The sequence below is a fragment of the Bacteroidales bacterium genome (genome assembly GCA_031275285.1).
In the GTDB taxonomy this organism is placed as follows: domain Bacteria; phylum Bacteroidota; class Bacteroidia; order Bacteroidales; family UBA4181; genus JAIRLS01.
Window position 1 is genome coordinate 12,815 of sequence record JAISOY010000067.1, and the last position, 15,236, is coordinate 28,050.

14 protein-coding genes are annotated in these 15,236 nt (G+C 38.3%); 4 read left to right on the forward strand and 10 right to left on the reverse strand.

The window, feature by feature from the left end; genetic code table 11:
• The first annotated feature begins 47 nt into the window (after nt 1–47).
• The 4 genes from LBQ60_06620 to LBQ60_06635 all read left to right on the forward strand — a co-directional run bounded on the left by LBQ60_06620 (nt 48) and on the right by LBQ60_06635 (nt 3,950).
• Nucleotides 48–926 carry a sugar phosphate isomerase/epimerase gene (locus tag LBQ60_06620; protein MDR2037579.1) on the forward strand — a complete coding sequence of 293 codons (879 nt, stop codon included), beginning with the start codon at nt 48–50 and terminating at the stop codon, nt 924–926.
• A gap of 186 nt (nt 927–1,112) precedes the next feature.
• Nucleotides 1,113–2,504: a dihydrolipoyl dehydrogenase gene (gene lpdA, locus LBQ60_06625; protein ID MDR2037580.1), complete on the forward strand. Its 1,392-nt coding sequence runs from the start codon at nt 1,113–1,115 to the stop codon at nt 2,502–2,504.
• 129 nt (nt 2,505–2,633) lie between these two features.
• A complete protein-coding gene (locus LBQ60_06630; protein MDR2037581.1) occupies nt 2,634–3,197 on the forward strand; it encodes a hypothetical protein in 564 nt (187 codons plus the stop codon).
• A 96-nt stretch (nt 3,198–3,293) separates the two neighbouring features.
• Nucleotides 3,294–3,950, forward strand: coding sequence for a PorT family protein (locus LBQ60_06635; protein MDR2037582.1), 657 nt, complete (start codon nt 3,294–3,296; stop codon nt 3,948–3,950).
• 8 nt (nt 3,951–3,958) lie between these two features.
• Here LBQ60_06635 and LBQ60_06640 read toward each other — a convergent pair whose 3' ends face one another.
• The 10 genes from LBQ60_06640 to LBQ60_06685 all read right to left on the reverse strand — a co-directional run bounded on the left by LBQ60_06640 (nt 3,959) and on the right by LBQ60_06685 (nt 15,163).
• Nucleotides 3,959–5,488 carry an aromatic amino acid ammonia-lyase gene (locus LBQ60_06640; GenBank protein ID MDR2037583.1) on the reverse strand — a complete coding sequence of 510 codons (1,530 nt, stop codon included), beginning with the start codon at nt 5,486–5,488 and terminating at the stop codon, nt 3,959–3,961.
• Between the two features lie 44 nt (nt 5,489–5,532).
• Nucleotides 5,533–6,687 (reverse strand): serine/threonine-protein phosphatase, encoded by a 1,155-nt coding sequence (locus LBQ60_06645; GenBank protein MDR2037584.1) that lies wholly within the window; start codon nt 6,685–6,687, stop codon nt 5,533–5,535.
• 113 nt (nt 6,688–6,800) lie between these two features.
• Entirely contained in the window at nt 6,801–8,321 is a 1,521-nt protein-coding gene (locus LBQ60_06650; protein ID MDR2037585.1) for a peroxiredoxin family protein, read from the reverse strand.
• 16 nt (nt 8,322–8,337) lie between these two features.
• Nucleotides 8,338–9,588, reverse strand: a complete 1,251-nt coding sequence (ilvA, locus tag LBQ60_06655) for a threonine ammonia-lyase IlvA (GenBank protein MDR2037586.1) — start codon at nt 9,586–9,588, stop codon at nt 8,338–8,340.
• Nucleotide 9,589: 1 nt separating this feature from the next.
• Entirely contained in the window at nt 9,590–10,072 is a 483-nt protein-coding gene (gene coaD, locus LBQ60_06660) for a pantetheine-phosphate adenylyltransferase (GenBank protein ID MDR2037587.1), read from the reverse strand.
• Between the two features lie 210 nt (nt 10,073–10,282).
• A complete protein-coding gene (locus LBQ60_06665; GenBank protein MDR2037588.1) occupies nt 10,283–11,113 on the reverse strand; it encodes an endonuclease VIII in 831 nt (276 codons plus the stop codon).
• Nucleotides 11,114–11,118: 5 nt separating this feature from the next.
• A complete protein-coding gene (locus tag LBQ60_06670) occupies nt 11,119–12,246 on the reverse strand; it encodes a GyrI-like domain-containing protein (GenBank protein MDR2037589.1) in 1,128 nt (375 codons plus the stop codon).
• Nucleotides 12,247–12,392: 146 nt separating this feature from the next.
• The gene (locus LBQ60_06675; GenBank protein ID MDR2037590.1) at nt 12,393–13,340 is read right to left on the reverse strand and encodes an AraC family transcriptional regulator; all 948 of its coding nucleotides are present in this window, start codon (nt 13,338–13,340) and stop codon (nt 12,393–12,395) included.
• A gap of 428 nt (nt 13,341–13,768) precedes the next feature.
• A complete protein-coding gene (locus LBQ60_06680) occupies nt 13,769–14,617 on the reverse strand; it encodes a pirin family protein (GenBank protein ID MDR2037591.1) in 849 nt (282 codons plus the stop codon).
• 150 nt (nt 14,618–14,767) lie between these two features.
• Complete coding sequence (locus tag LBQ60_06685; GenBank protein ID MDR2037592.1) at nt 14,768–15,163, reverse strand: hypothetical protein; 396 nt, start codon at nt 15,161–15,163, stop codon at nt 14,768–14,770.
• Nucleotides 15,164–15,236: the final 73 nt, after the last annotated feature.

Genomic DNA, 15,236 nt, shown 5'->3' on the forward strand with positions numbered 1-15,236 from the left:
ATTTTTGTGAAATAAATTTTATACAATACTAAAATACCCTAAAAACAATGGCAAATAGACGTGATTTTCTGAAACAGGCATCCATGATGGTTGCCGGAGGATTAGTAGGTGGCAGCATCCTTTCAAGTTGTGGAGGTAGCAGTGTTTCCAAAAAGAACATCGGCTTACAGCTCTATTCTTTACGTGATGACGTAAAGGAGCTGGACATTCAAAAAGTGCTTGAAATTGTTGCAAAAATGGGATATACCAGCCTTGAAACTGCAGGATACAATAATGGTAAAATCTATGGTCTGGATCCGGCTGCCTTCAAAAAAATGGTGGATGATTTAGTAATGAAAGTTACCGGTGCCCATTTAGGCAGAAATTTGAGTGACAACCGTGATGCAGATATGAACTGGTGGAACGTGGCCGTAGAAGCTCATAATGCCGCAGGGATGAAATATATGATCATGCCTTCATCTCCTCTTGGCGGCGAAGGTGCTACAATGGACAATGTAAAACGTTATGCCGAGTATTTTAACGAAATAGGTTTAATCGCTGCTGCTGCCAGCATCAAGTTCGGATATCATAACCATGATTTCGAATTTAAGAGCAAAATAGATGATGTTCCTGTTTATGATTTATTGGTGGAAAACACCAGTCCTGATCACGTGATTTTTGAAAATGATGTGTATTGGACACAAAAAGGAGGATATAATCCTGTTGATTATTTGAAAAAATATCCCAAAAGAATACAAGTTCTACATATTAAAGACGAACAAGCCATCGGAGCTAGTGGAACTATGGATTTCAAATCTATTTACGAGCAATTCTATGCTAATGGATGGAAAGATTTCTATGTAGAAGTAGAACGTTATATCGGAACTCCCCAGGAAGATGTAAAACAAAGTTACGATTTTCTGGCTAAAGCCGAGTATGTAAAATAATCTTGAATAGATCATTTTTATAAAGAGCAGACTTATTGTCTGCTTTTTTTGTATGAAGTTTAGTTATTTGAAAATAACTATATTTGGATATATTATAAAACGCAAGTTGTATATACAAGTCGATTTTTTCACTAACTTTGGACATTATTATCTGTAATAAAAATAACATTAATCAAATATAAATAAATGAATTACGATTTAGTTGTTGTCGGCAGTGGCCCGGGAGGATATGTTGCTGCTATCAGGGCAGCCCAATTGGGAATGAAAACAGCTGTTATTGAACGGGAGCATTTAGGTGGGATTTGTCTCAATTGGGGTTGTATACCCACCAAGTCCCTTTTAAAAAGTGCGCAGGTATACCGTTATTTTACCCATGCGACCGATTATGGTATCTCCTTAGAAGGTGCAGCCAAGCCTGATTATCCGGCAATAGTAAGCCGTAGTCGTGGTATAGCCGAAGGAATGAGCAAAGGGGTGCAATTTTTGTTGAAGAAAAATAAAGTAGATGTTATCTGGGGAACCGGGAAGCTATCAGGAAATAATACTGTTCAGGTAACGGATACTGATGGGAAAGCATCATCCATTGAAGCTAAAAATATTATACTTGCAACCGGAGCCCGGTCCAGGGTGCTGCCTAACCTTCCACAAGACGGGGTAAAAGTAATTGGCTACCGCCAGGCATTAGCGCTTCCTCAGCAGCCTAGAACCATGCTGGTTGTGGGATCAGGAGCTATTGGAAGTGAATTGGCCTTTTTCTATCAATCCATAGGAACTCAGGTTACCTTAGTAGAATTTATGTCACAGATTGTGCCTCTTGAAGATGAAGAAGTGGCCAAACAACTGGAACGGTCCTTCAAAAAGGCAGGAATGAAAGTAATGACCGCATCAACGGTTGAATCTGTTGATACCTCAGGCGAGGGTTGTAAAGTAAATATCAAAACATCAAAAGGAGAAGAAACATATGAGGTAGACATTGTATTATCTGCTGTTGGCATCACTGCCAATATAGAGAATATAGGCCTGGAAGAATTGAAAATTGAAACGGAAAAAGGCCGCATAAAGGTAGATGATTTTTACCAGACCAATATTCCCGGAATATTTGCCATCGGGGATATTATTGCCACTCCGGCATTGGCCCATGTCGCATCTGCGGAGGCTATTACATGTGTCGAGCATATTGCAGGCCTTAATCCTGATCCGGTCAATTATAAAAACATTCCTGGTTGTACCTATACCGCTCCGGAGGTCGCTTCTGTAGGGATGACAGAAAAAGCGGCCATTGAAGCCGGATATAAAATCAAAATTGGTAAGTTTCCTTATACGGCATCAGGAAAGGCAGCATCATCAGGGTCAAAAGAAGGTTTTGTTAAATTGATCTTCGATGAAGAATATAATGAATTATTGGGGGCTCATATGATCGGGGAAAATGTAACTGAAATGCTTGCAGAGATTGTGGTTGCCCGTAATCTTGAAGTAACCGGGCATGAACTGATCAAATCCATTCATCCTCACCCGACAATGTCCGAAGCCATAATGGAAGCCGCTTCTGCTGCTTATGGGGAAGCCATCCACATTTAACTATTCTTGTAGGAGCAATAATATCAATATTCCGGCTGTGAATTCATTTCCTCCCGGAATATTTTTTGTATGTTTGTAGACATGATATCTTGATTTGACAAGTTTTGAACCATCTTAATCGGTTAGAGTATGAAAATAAAGTATTTATTTGTCATTTTTTTATTTTGCATTAATTTTCTTCTTCCCGGCAATGCTCATGGACAGACATTTCGGGAACGATTGTTTTTTGGTGGAAATCTAGGCCTTTCAATTGGAAGTTATACGGATATTGAAGTATCTCCTATAGTCGGATATTATATTACACCGCGGTGGGCTGCCGGGTTAGGTGCAATATATGAATATTTGAATATAAAAAGCTATTACTTTAATGAACGTTTTGAAACACATATTTTTGGAGGAAGATTGTTCACTAATTATGTTATTGTAAATAATGTAAATGATTGGATACCATTAGGATTAAACTTTAGGATATTGGTACATGCAGAATATGAAGCATTGAGTTATGAAAAGAGATTTTTTGAATATGGAGCGGAAGGACGGAAGTTATTGAATAATTTCCTGGTAGGAGGGGGATTCCGTTTTCCAATGGGTACCCGTTCGAGTATGAACTTAACCTTATTATGGAATCTGAATTCCGATTTATATGATATATATGGAGACGGACCAATCATTCGTATCGGATTCAATTTTTAAAATTTACACTTTTTGTGCAATAGGTTGTTGAAACTATTTTACGGATTTAACGTATATTCATTTAATAAATGATTGTTTCGAGTAAACCTGTAGGTAGTGAAAAAAATCACATTGAGCATTGTTATTGTATTTTGTTTCTTCTTGTGTTCAGAAAATGACGCTTATGGAAGGAAACGCAGGCGGAATGAACAGACTTCATGTGCTATTCAAAGAGGGAAGTATACACAAGCCGATCTTGTTGTAATTAATTACGGTTTAAAGATTGGGGAGAATTTAACTACCATTAGAAATACGGATGATTCTGGTTTGAGTATCATAACAGGAATACAGGCAGGTGCTGTAGTCCAGGTTGTCTGGCCTAAAGGATTTGTTTTTCAGCCGGAAGTATTGTATTCAAAAAAAGGATGTATTTTTCGTAAAAGCAGTCTGGAATATAAAATTGATTATGTAGAAGTTCCGCTTAATTTTATGTATCGCCTGCATATGGCAGATGTAAAACCTTTTGTAATAGCAGGCCCATATGGAGCATATGCCATCAGAAAATATACCAAGAATGAAGCCGTAAAAAAAGATGATGATATGTATGTCTCTCAGATAAAGGATTGGGATTACGGTATTTCTGCCGGTGCCGGATTTGATGTCTGGAAAATACAGCTATCATTCAAATACAACTGGTCTTTGGATAATATCATCAAAGACGATAAAAAATCCCGGAACAATACACTATCCCTTTCTGTGGGACTCCTATTCTAATACCTTTATTATAACCGCGTATTCTTTAGAAAATCAGTCAGGCTCTTTATTCCCGGATATTTAGGGGTATCTTCTACAAATGCAGGTGAAACTTCCTTTAGCCGGGAGATGATATCCCGTGAAAAAGGAGACAATTGTGATTCGATATCCAGATATGTCACAGCCTGTATAATTGCCATAATTTCAATAGCCAATACCTGAAAAGCATTCTCAATGACCGTACGCGCCATGACAGCAGCATTGGTTCCCATACTGACTATATCTTGATTATCGTTGTTATTGGGAATGCTATGAATATACATAGGATTTGATAATGTCTGGCATTCTGCTGTGGTAGATGTGGCCGTAAACTGAACCGCCTGCATGCCGTAGTTCAATCCTGGTTTCCCAAGATTGAGGAAGGGAGGTAGTAAATTGTTGATCCGGTCATGCATCAGATAATTCAATTGTCTTTCAGCCAGCATGGTAAGCTTTGTAATAGCGATTTTAAGTTTATCCATTTCAAAAGCGACATAATCACCATGGAAATTTCCTCCATGATACACATTCTGATGCTTCACATCAATAACGGGATTATCATTTGCCGAATTCAATTCCGAAACCAGTACTGCGGAAATATTCTGTAAGGTATCATATACCGGTCCCAAGATTTGTGGAACACAACGCAGGGAATAATATTCCTGGACTTTATCTGTAAAAACGTCCTGTAATTCTTTTCCATGATAGAAATACTCATCCCGCTTTCGTAAACGCTTACTTTCTTGCGTCATTTGCCGCATTTTCCCGGCAACAACTTTCTGTCCTTCATGATCTTTTGCATGGTTTAGCTCAGAGGAGAAATGGTCATCAAACGAACCGACAATTTCACATATTACAGATGAAGCCCAGAGAGACCAATCCAATACTTTTTGAGCATTAAATAGATTGACAATACCTATACCTGTCATTACCGATGTACCATTGATCAATGACAATCCTTCCCGGATATGCATTTTTACAGGTTCTAATCCTTGCCGGGAAAAAGCTTCTCCGGTAGGCATTATTTTTCCCTCGAACAATACTTCTCCTTCGCCGATAAGGGATAATGCCAGATGTGCCAGTTGCACCAAATCACCGCTTGCTCCGACTCCACCGTGTTCATAGATTACAGGGTAAATATCCCGGTTTACCATTTCGGTCAGTAATTCAATTACAGATGGGTGTATACCCGAATAGGCCCGAAGAAATGAAGCTACCCGTGCCAGCATTGCAGCCTTAATATCAATAGCTGGTAATATTTTTCCTGTTCCTGAAGAATGACTACGGATTAAGTTATACTGTAATTGGTGTAGATGCTGATCATCCACCCGGTATTGAGCCATTGGTCCGAATCCTGTATTGATCCCATATATCACCTTATCACGGGCGAAATCTTTTAAAAAAGAATAACAGTCATGTACGTTTTTCATGGAGGTTGGATCTATCGTCACTTTTTCCCCATCGAATAGCAGCCTATTCATATCAGAAAGAGTGATCGATCCGGATCTTAGAATAATCATAAAATTTGTTTTTTGTGTAAGCCTGTTCATTCAGGCTAAAAATGTTATATTTTAATTCCCAACATCAGGATATCGTCCACTTGAGGAAGGTCTCCTTTCCAATCATTCAGATTCTTTTCAAGGATTATCTTTTGCTCAGTCATGTTGAGTGTATGGATGTCAAGAAATAATTTCTTAAGGTTTTTCTTTTTGAATTTTTTTAATTCCGGGCCTCCAAACTGATCACAATATCCATCTGAAAACATATATAAAGAATCTCCCTGAAAAATAGGAACGATCTGTTTGGTAAATGGTTTGGGATTACTTTCGTACAGGCCAATAGGCATCCTGTCTGCGGGAACTTCGATCAATTCTTCCGAATCGTCATCCTGCGGCTTTCTTAAAATGAATAAAGGTATATTGGCTCCGGCATATTCGACCCGGGAGTTTTCCCAATCGATGGCACATAAAGCCATATCCATGCCATCTTTCACAGAAACATTTTTCTGTTTCAGGGCTCTGATCACTTGTTCCCGTAAATGATTCAATATATTATCAACACTTAAATCATGTTTTTTTACGATCTCATTTAAAAATGAGATACCCAGAATACTCATGAAAGCACCTGGGACTCCATGACCGGTACAATCGGCCACAACAACAATCGTTTTTCCCTTTTTTGCCGCTACCCAATAAAAATCACCACTAACGATATCGCGAGGCTTGAACAAAACGAAATAATCATTCAAAATCTCGTTTATGACAGTAATATCGGGAAGCAATGCAGTCTGTATCCTTTTGGCATATATGATGCTGTCGGTCATTTCTTTTCTTTGAGACTCCACTTCATCATATAAACGTAAGGCATTCTCTGTTTGCCACTTTAATTCAGTGGTGGTCTCATCCAATTCATCTGTTTGCTTTTCTATTTCCAGTCTTTTCTGTTCCAGGATATGCATGATCTCTTCATTTGCTCTCTGTTGACGCTCTATTTCCTGGTTTTTTTGCATCAGCATGATGTGAGACTCTTTATTTTTGTGGTACATCAGGAATAGTACGACCGCAACCACGATAAGAACAAAAAGGGCAATCAGTAAAATAGTGATATAATGTTCTAAATTTTGTATCCGTAAACGATATAACTCTTCCAGTCTTTCGGCAATCTGTGTCTTATTTTCTGAAAAAGCATTTGATTGTGCATAATCAAATGTGCTTACCATGTTTCCAAATATAGATACTGTTCCGAACAAGACTAAATGATATAAAATTGTTATGACCAATGGTCGATAATTATAAAATGCAAAAATACAATAAAGTATCCAAAAAACATTATTCAATTTGGACGATCCAGATTCAGTTCGAATCTACTGTCTGTCCGTTTTTTATCTTCAATCCATCCTTTTTGGATGTACTCGTTCCATAATCCTTTATTGTTTAACTCGAGGTAAAAGACCCATTCAATATTTTGTGAAGCATCCGGAGCCGGGGACATTACCAGTTTTCCGTCGGGACCAATCAGGTAATAAGTCGGATATATCCGTACATCATATTCTTTCAGAATATCAGGTTGATTGCCAATATACAGGAAATCCCATTGATAATCATTTTTTTGACGAAAATTACGCATGTTTTCAAAATGATCATCGGCTGAGATCACGACAATTTGCAACCATTTTCCATGTGTTTTATACAATTCTTTCAACAACTCATACTGATTAAAACAGGCATAGTTTTGTGTGGTGCAAAACATCAAATAGATATATTTCCCTTTATAAGTATCCAGGGAAACAAGTGTACTGTCCTGATTATATAACGAAAAATCAGGCGGTGCAAATCCCCGCAACAGCCTGGTTATTTTCGAACGTAATTGGTTCCCGATTTTTTTGTGTTCTTCTATCCGGGTTTGGTCGATCAATGACTCTAGTATAGTTAACAATGCCGGTCTGGAAAAACGATCAGAATAAAATTCATCATAAATATTTTTTAGTATTACCAGTTCGCATAAGCTATCGCCGGGAACTGTACCATCTTTTTGTAGCAATTGTTTTAGTCCGGAAAAATCTTTCCCTGTATTTACCACATCATATATCACTTTTCCTTCTTCGGTACGTCCGAAATACATGAAGTAATTATTATAAGTAATATTAAAAAGATCCATATATGCTTCATTATCGTATAGCAAAGGCTGATCTGAAAAAAAAGTTTTTGAAATATATTTTACCCCTATTTGTTGTGTCGCATAATACAACATTCCTGAACGGTACTTTACATAATCCTTATAATAGGAATTTTCCGTATGCATGTGCTTCGTCGTAAAAGCCTGGATAGTGGAATCCACCTTGATCACCTTTTTCCTCATACCATCCATAGCCATTTGATCATACAAAGGATTATACGCTTCGTCGAAAAGTATGATACGCATATTCAATTCTTCCTCTTTCGGAATGATATTCCCGTTTTTATCTTTTGTTGATTCTATGTAAAGATATACCGTCACCTCTTCAAAGAAAGGACTTTCTTCTTCAGCCGGTTCTTTATCGGTACGGGGAGGAAGGGATACTATATATGAATGCCCCGGCTCCACGATAAACCGGGCTTTAAAGATCCCAAGGTAAAGATATACCAGGCGGGTTGTTGTAACATTCAGTTCAACCCTAAAATCACCATTAGGAGCAACAGTACATTCACCCAGGGTTACTTCCCAGTTATTGATATAATTATCTGCCGAATGAAATTTCAATACCTGTCCTGCATATTCGGGTGAATTTCCGGAAATTTCAACTTTTTGTGCCTTTAATGAAAAGACACAGGAGATCAAAATGAATAATAGAATGTATGTCTTTTTATACCGCATTTAAGTCTTGATATTATTACACTATATAAGCAAATAGGGTATCGTTTTTGTTTAAAATGGTAAAATCAAACTGGCAATCTTGCATCCGCTGGATAAGCGTATCATAATCATGCGCAGAGTTCAGTTCAATGCCGACTAAGGCAGGCCCGCCTTCTTTATCGGTTTTCTTCATATACTCAAAGCGAATGATATCATCATTGGGCCCTAGTACTTTATTAACAAAATCTTTTAAGGCGCCGGGACGTTGAGCAAAATGAATCAGGAAATAATGTTTTAACCGTTCAAATTGCAATGATCTTTCTTTGATTTCCTGCATCCGGTCGATATCATTGTTTCCTCCACTGATGATACAGACAACATTTTTTCCTTTTATCTGATCCGCATAATTATCTAGTGCGGAAATGGAAATAGCTCCGGCCGGTTCAACTACAATGGCATTTTCATTGTACAGTTTCAGGATGGTAGAACATACTTTACCTTCCGGAATAAGGCAGATATCATCAATTACCGAACGGCAGATGTCAAATGTTAAATCGCCTACCCGTTTTACGGCTACACCATCAATAAAACGTTCTATATGGTCCAGCGTTACAGGCTTTCCTGCCTGAATGGCAGCCTGCATGGATGGTGCGCCTTCCGGTTCTACACCTATAATTTTGGTTTTTGGAGAGTGATCCCTTATATATGCCCCGACACCGGCACAGAGTCCGCCACCTCCAATAGGAATGAATAGATAATCTATGTTTTTCAAATCCTCCAATAGCTCAACCGCAATGGTCCCTTGTCCCTCGATGATCCGGGTATCGTCAAACGGAGGGATAAATGTCATCTGATGTTCGGATGCATACTTCTTGGCAGCTTCAGCACAATCATCGAATGTATCTCCGATAAGCCGGACAATTATATTCTCCTGTCCAAAATGTTTGGTTTGCTGTATTTTTTGACGAGGCGTTACTTTAGGCATAAATACAACTCCACGTATGTTCAGTTTCCGGCAACTGTATGCAAATCCCTGTGCATGATTTCCTGCGCTGGCACAAACAACCCCACGCTGTTGCACATCTTCAGGTAATTGGCTGATCATATGGTATGCCCCACGCAATTTATAGGAACGTACTTCCTGCAAATCTTCACGTTTCAGGTAAATCTTTGCATCATACTGATTGGACAGATTCTGGTTTAACTGTAACGGGGTATGGGAAATAACTTCTGAAAGACGCTGATGGGCTTTTTTTATATCAAGCTGATAATCAGAAATCAATGACATTCTATAAGGAGTTTTTTATGTATTTTTGAATATTGATGTTTTTAGGGACAAATTTGGAGATATCACCACCATAACGTAGTATTTCACGTACTACAGATGAATTAATGGCTGTATGCTCCGGAAGAGTCAGCATAAAAACCGATTCTACTTCCGGCAACATGGCCTGATTGACCTGGGCAATGACTTTTTCATATTCAAAATCAGAAGATGTCCTCAATCCACGAAGCATATATTTTGCACCTACCCTTTTACAAAATTCAGTAGTTAAATCTTCATAATACTGAGCTTCTACTTTACTATTACCTGCAAACAAATCCTGGATCATGTCCAGACGCTGCTGGGCTGTAAAAAAAGCGGTCTTATTATTATTGGAACCTATTCCGATAATAATTTTATCGAATAAGTTAACTGCTCGTAGTACTATTGATTCGTGTCCTAATGTAAACGGATCAAACGATCCGGGGAAAACTGCAATTTTATCCATTGTTTCAAATACACTGATATTTCCCGCAAATATATAGGATAAAAAAATAATACATTAAAGAATCTTAAAATATTCAGCATTAATTGTTAGCATTAAGATTCATTTTTATCGTTTCCCTCCAATAAACCGCCGTTGATCACTTAGTTTTTAAGTATCTATGCATGTTGTTGGGAGAACAATAGGAACATGTTTGTTTTATTCATTGGAGGATCATTCAATTTTTTGGCATTCCGGACAATAGTAAACCGTTCCTCCAAGGTAGGCTTCTTTTTCAATTTTACTGTCGCAACGTGGGCATGGATTCTTCCATGTTTTTGCAGACAGGATAGTTTGATAGTTTCCATTATTCCCGAAAAGATCGGTTTGTGTATCACGTCCACCTTTAAGAGTCATTTCCTGCAAGACATCTTTCAGGGAGTTGAATAGTATTTTTTTTCTTGCATCAGATAGGACGGATACTTTTTGTTTTGGATGGATACGGGCATTAAATAAGATATCCTGGGTGACGCCGTTACCCACTCCGGGGATGCGTTGTTCGGTTGCCAGTAATGCTTTCGCTGTTAGTGTTTTTTTTGCTTCGGTAAATAATTTGTCAAATTCTTTTTCAGTGTAGCGCTCATCCAACGGAGATATACTTGTCGAACTTATCCGATGGTATTTGTTATCGATGATGCCGTCGGGATAAACTCCGATGAACCCATACATAGCGACTGTAAAAACAAGGAAAGAATGATCATCAAAAGTTAATAACAGTTGATAGTTGTCCGGAATTTTATCATCCGGTTGATAATAACGGGTATTTGTCCCATCGCCGATGTTCAGTATCGTTCCATCTGAAAGAAAGAAATCGACGAACATACCGTATCCTTTAGTAGAAATAAATGTTTTTCCTGTTAACAATCCATTGTATCCCAATGGGTCACTATTGTAAAAAGTGAATTTATGCGGCTTGGTTGCATTGAATACCTGGGTAATCGTTTTTCCACTCAATACATCGTTGGCTTGCTTAGCTAATGTAACTGCTTCGGGTAATTCTATCATGTTATTTAATTTTGCTTGTTGATAGGTATATAGATATCTGTCAATAAATTATCTTTACTTGTTTCCTGGGGTGTATTTAGATAAATTTCAAAAGATAACGGGTATTTCTGAAAATACAGGCTTTGTGGAAGCCACTGCTCATAAATGGTCTTATACAGTTCGGGTAATTGTGTATAATCTCCTTTATGCCTGAACACAGCATACATACCTCCGGGTATTTCCCGTACGGATAATTTATCCTGAGGCTTGGTATATTCGTTAAGGATAATACCGATATAAAACCGGCATTGTTTTACCGGAGTAATTATAGGATTATCCTGACTGATGCTGACAAAATGACAATTCCCGTATTGTAAATGGTGATCTCTGTAATGGATGAGTTGTTTCCATATTGTCTTGTAAGCATATTCGTTACGGAAAGTTTCATTGACCTCAATACTAAGTATCTGCATCGTATTGATCCGTTTGACCAGTACTTCAGGTAAAATTCCCGGTATAAGTGCGTGATTTGTTGATTGATACTTTTTCCGGTAGGAGGACATAGATACTCCAAAGTGCATTCTGAATGCTTTTGACAGGCTGGATTTAGTCTGGTAATTGGTTTGCGACAGTATTTCTTTGATAGATTGCCCGGTTGCAATAAGCAGATGAGCAATGTATTCCAAACGTAAGCGTTGAATATATACGCCGATATTCTCCCCGGTGATATCCTTGAAAACTCTTCGAAAATGAAAAAATGAGAGATTGACCATTGCTGCTAATTGTCTGGAATCAATATCCCTGAACAAATTCTGGTCGATATGGGTTTTGATCCTATCAATGGCGTAATAATGGATATGTTTGGTCTCTTCTTTTTGTCGCCAGCGCTTCAATGTCGGAAGCCGTTTATTCAGCAATGTATTTAATTCTTTTGGTGTGTAACCGGTATCGGAATATTCATTGTATTTACCGGTAAATTTTACCCAGATATTGACCATTTCTTTCATAGGAATATCTACCGTATATCTCCCATCTTTGAGGCAATAGTAACAATACTCATTACTGGGAGAATGATCGGCATTTGTTCCCAGATAGGCTTCCACATCAAAGCGTAGCGGCATTCCACAACTTTGACAATATTGTATCTCACTCATTGGATTCATTATACAAATATAAGATGCCTATTCCGGATATTGTTATCCAAAATAGGCATCTTTTTACTGAAACAGGGAATTATCTTTTCTTCAGAAGGTATAAGAACCTGGGAGGAAGGTTTTTCTTTCTCCCAGGTTTTGGATTTTTACAGCTGTTTCACCGGAATACATATATCTACAATATGTTTCATCTCCGGATGAGTGGTGTAGTCATTGTGGTACAATTCATACGTGCAGCCGTCTCCTTGCTGGTATCCGCTTTCCGTAAACCATTGGCACATGGTATTCCATGCTTTTTCGAACTCGTCAAAACCTAATTCGAAATGTCCTACGGCATATTTACCTCCGGGAATAACAAGTTTTCCGATCTCGCCATCGACTTTTACATCTTCATTCACAATGATACAGGCGCTCTGACGTACTTTCTCAATTTCCGTAACAGAAGGGTCATCGTGGGTTACCGTGGCGCTTTTGGAGACATTGGGAATAAACAATCCGCGGGGAGCAGCCCATTTGAAAACCTTCTCATATGCTTGGCCAATCAGGTGGAACGGGCCGATGTGGCGACAATAGATGGCTTTCATCTCCGGCATTTCTTTCACTTCTACATTTGTTTTCATAAAATAAAATTGATTTGATTTAACGATACAAAAATCGATATTTCCCTGCGTACCGTTTTTCAAATTCTTGCGGAGCATTTGTCCGTTCTTGCTAAATAGGTTTCCTCCCTGGGAATAAATGGGTTTTTCCAGTTTACCGAACAGGCTTGGTGCTATTCCAAAATACTTTTTGAATGTCCTGCTGAAAAGTGAGACACTACCAAATCCGCATGCATAGGCTATTTCTGTTACAGATTGAGGGTCGCTTTCCCGAAGCTTCCATGCGGCTTTCTCTACCCGTAAGCGTTGGATATAGTCAATGGGGGTTTCTCCAATCAGAAAAGTAAATATCCTGTGAAAGTGGAATGGTGAAAAATTAGCGATTCCGGCTATGGTTTTTAAATCCAAAGATTGATCGAGATTCCGGTCGATATGATCCATCACACGATTGATCCGTGACCGGTATTCTATTCTACTCCTTTCTTGAATGTCCATTTTTGTTGGTATATTCTACAAAGGTATATCTTATGTGAAAAAGTGTTTTTATTTTTCTTGCTAATATGAAAGATACATATCGGAAATAAATATTTTGCCTTTTATTTTATTGATAGGGTATTATCCCTTTTTATTGGAAGCAAGGGCTCCCGGTTATTGGTAGCTATCTGTTAGATGCTGTAATCGTGTACCATGCGGATTCTCTTTGTGCAATTGTCTTTTAAACTTTGACAGTGAAAAGATGTGTTCTATATTTGTTTTTCTTTCATTGCCTGAAATTTATTGTTTGTCCCGAAGATAGGGACCTATACTTATTTTTCACATTCTCCATCAAAGCGATTTTATGAGATATTTAATAAGCATGTTTCCATAATCTGTTGATGGTCATCAGATATTTATGGTGATACAATTTATCAGAAAAGGTGAGGCTAAATTCCTGAGGGTTGATGTTTGATAAAGGTATCATTATCGAGTTCACGGAAGGCGTTACGTAATTCTTCATGTGTATTCATTACGATAGGCCCTCCCCATGCTATGGGTTCACCAAGCGGTGGCGCTGTGGCAAGGATGAACCTTATTTCCTGATCATGGGTTTTAACTGAAAATTCATCCCCTTTATCAAACAATACGGCGGTTTTTTGTGGTATTATCTTGTCCTTACTCCCAAATGAACCATTTCCACTGACAATATAAACGAATAATGTATCATTCGGATTTGTGTCCATAATAAATTCGTTATCCGGGTCGACCGTAATATCCAGTACAGTTGCAGGAAGATGGTGGCCCTTTGCTCCATAATGGTCTTTATATTTTCCGGCAACCACTCTTATTTTCGCTCCATTCTCATCGAATTCGCGTATCATATCGTTGGTAATGTCGAAATATTTGGGATCGGTCATTTTGTCTTTTGCCGGCAGGTTAATCCAAAGTTGAAGGCCAAGTAAATGCTCTGTAGGCTGTGGCATCTCCTCATGCAGGATACCACTTCCTCCGGTCATCCATTGACTTTCCCCATTATGTATGGTCCCTTTATTCCCCAGACTGTCCCGGTGGTTTATGCGACCTTTCATCAGGTAGGTAAATGTCTCAATTCCCCGGTGCGGATGCAGGGGAAATCCCTTGATATAGTCTGCCGGATTCTTTGAATCAAATGCGTCAAGCATCAGGAACGGATCGAACTTATAGACCGTATTCGGGCCTAGCACCCTGACAAGATGAACTCCAGCTCCGTCGATGGCGGGAGAGCCGGTTACTGTTTCAACAACTTCTCTTTTCATGATATTTTTCAATAGGTTAGTTACTTCATTCAAAGTTACAATTATTTTATATATCAGGCAATTATTTTCCATGAATATTTCATCAGGGATAAAAACTTATCTTCCGGTTTTAGTGGCTTTTCTTTGCCTGTTTTTACTAACCTAAACGGGTTATTTGGAAGTAATACTTCTTTTTTTATAAAATACCGGTATCAGGAATATGATAGCTCCTGACAAAAAAACAGCGGGCATTACAAACATTGCCGCATTACCCGTCCAGTAGAAAATAAACTGCTGTATGGTACGGATAAGCCAAAAAGTTGCTGTACCGGCTAAAAAATATTTCCCCAGTTTTGTCGATTGAAGTTCGTTCGGAAAGGCAAAACAAATCACAGCCGTAAAAATAAAATAGTAAATAGTTTGGATGTTTAAGATCTGTACTATTCCACTGTTTGTAATTGATAATTTTTTCAATTCGCTGCCCCATTCAAATATTTTCCACATACTACAATGGAAAAGGGCAAAAATAATGTTATAAATCCCCCCAATAATAATTACTTTTTTCATCTGTATAAAATTATTTTAAATGGTTAGATGTAATGTCCAATTTTGTTTATGACGGTGGGTATACCGCTATGTT

Excerpts from the sequence above, each read along its gene's own strand:
- LBQ60_06620 (MDR2037579.1), top strand. The coding sequence starts at position 48 with ATGGCAAATAGACGTGATTTTCTGAAACAGGCATCCATGATGGTTGCC.
- lpdA (MDR2037580.1), top strand. The coding sequence starts at position 1,113 with ATGAATTACGATTTAGTTGTTGTCGGCAGTGGCCCGGGAGGATATGTT.
- LBQ60_06630 (MDR2037581.1), top strand. The coding sequence starts at position 2,634 with ATGAAAATAAAGTATTTATTTGTCATTTTTTTATTTTGCATTAATTTT.
- LBQ60_06640 (MDR2037583.1), bottom strand. The coding sequence starts at position 5,488 with ATGATTATTCTAAGATCCGGATCGATCACTCTTTCTGATATGAATAGG.
- LBQ60_06645 (MDR2037584.1), bottom strand. The coding sequence starts at position 6,687 with ATGGTAAGCACATTTGATTATGCACAATCAAATGCTTTTTCAGAAAAT.
- LBQ60_06650 (MDR2037585.1), bottom strand. The coding sequence starts at position 8,321 with ATGCGGTATAAAAAGACATACATTCTATTATTCATTTTGATCTCCTGT.
- ilvA (MDR2037586.1), bottom strand. The coding sequence starts at position 9,588 with ATGTCATTGATTTCTGATTATCAGCTTGATATAAAAAAAGCCCATCAG.
- coaD (MDR2037587.1), bottom strand. The coding sequence starts at position 10,072 with ATGGATAAAATTGCAGTTTTCCCCGGATCGTTTGATCCGTTTACATTA.
- LBQ60_06665 (MDR2037588.1), bottom strand. The coding sequence starts at position 11,113 with ATGATAGAATTACCCGAAGCAGTTACATTAGCTAAGCAAGCCAACGAT.
- LBQ60_06670 (MDR2037589.1), bottom strand. The coding sequence starts at position 12,246 with ATGAGTGAGATACAATATTGTCAAAGTTGTGGAATGCCGCTACGCTTT.
- LBQ60_06675 (MDR2037590.1), bottom strand. The coding sequence starts at position 13,340 with ATGGACATTCAAGAAAGGAGTAGAATAGAATACCGGTCACGGATCAAT.
- LBQ60_06680 (MDR2037591.1), bottom strand. The coding sequence starts at position 14,617 with ATGAAAAGAGAAGTTGTTGAAACAGTAACCGGCTCTCCCGCCATCGAC.
- LBQ60_06685 (MDR2037592.1), bottom strand. The coding sequence starts at position 15,163 with ATGAAAAAAGTAATTATTATTGGGGGGATTTATAACATTATTTTTGCC.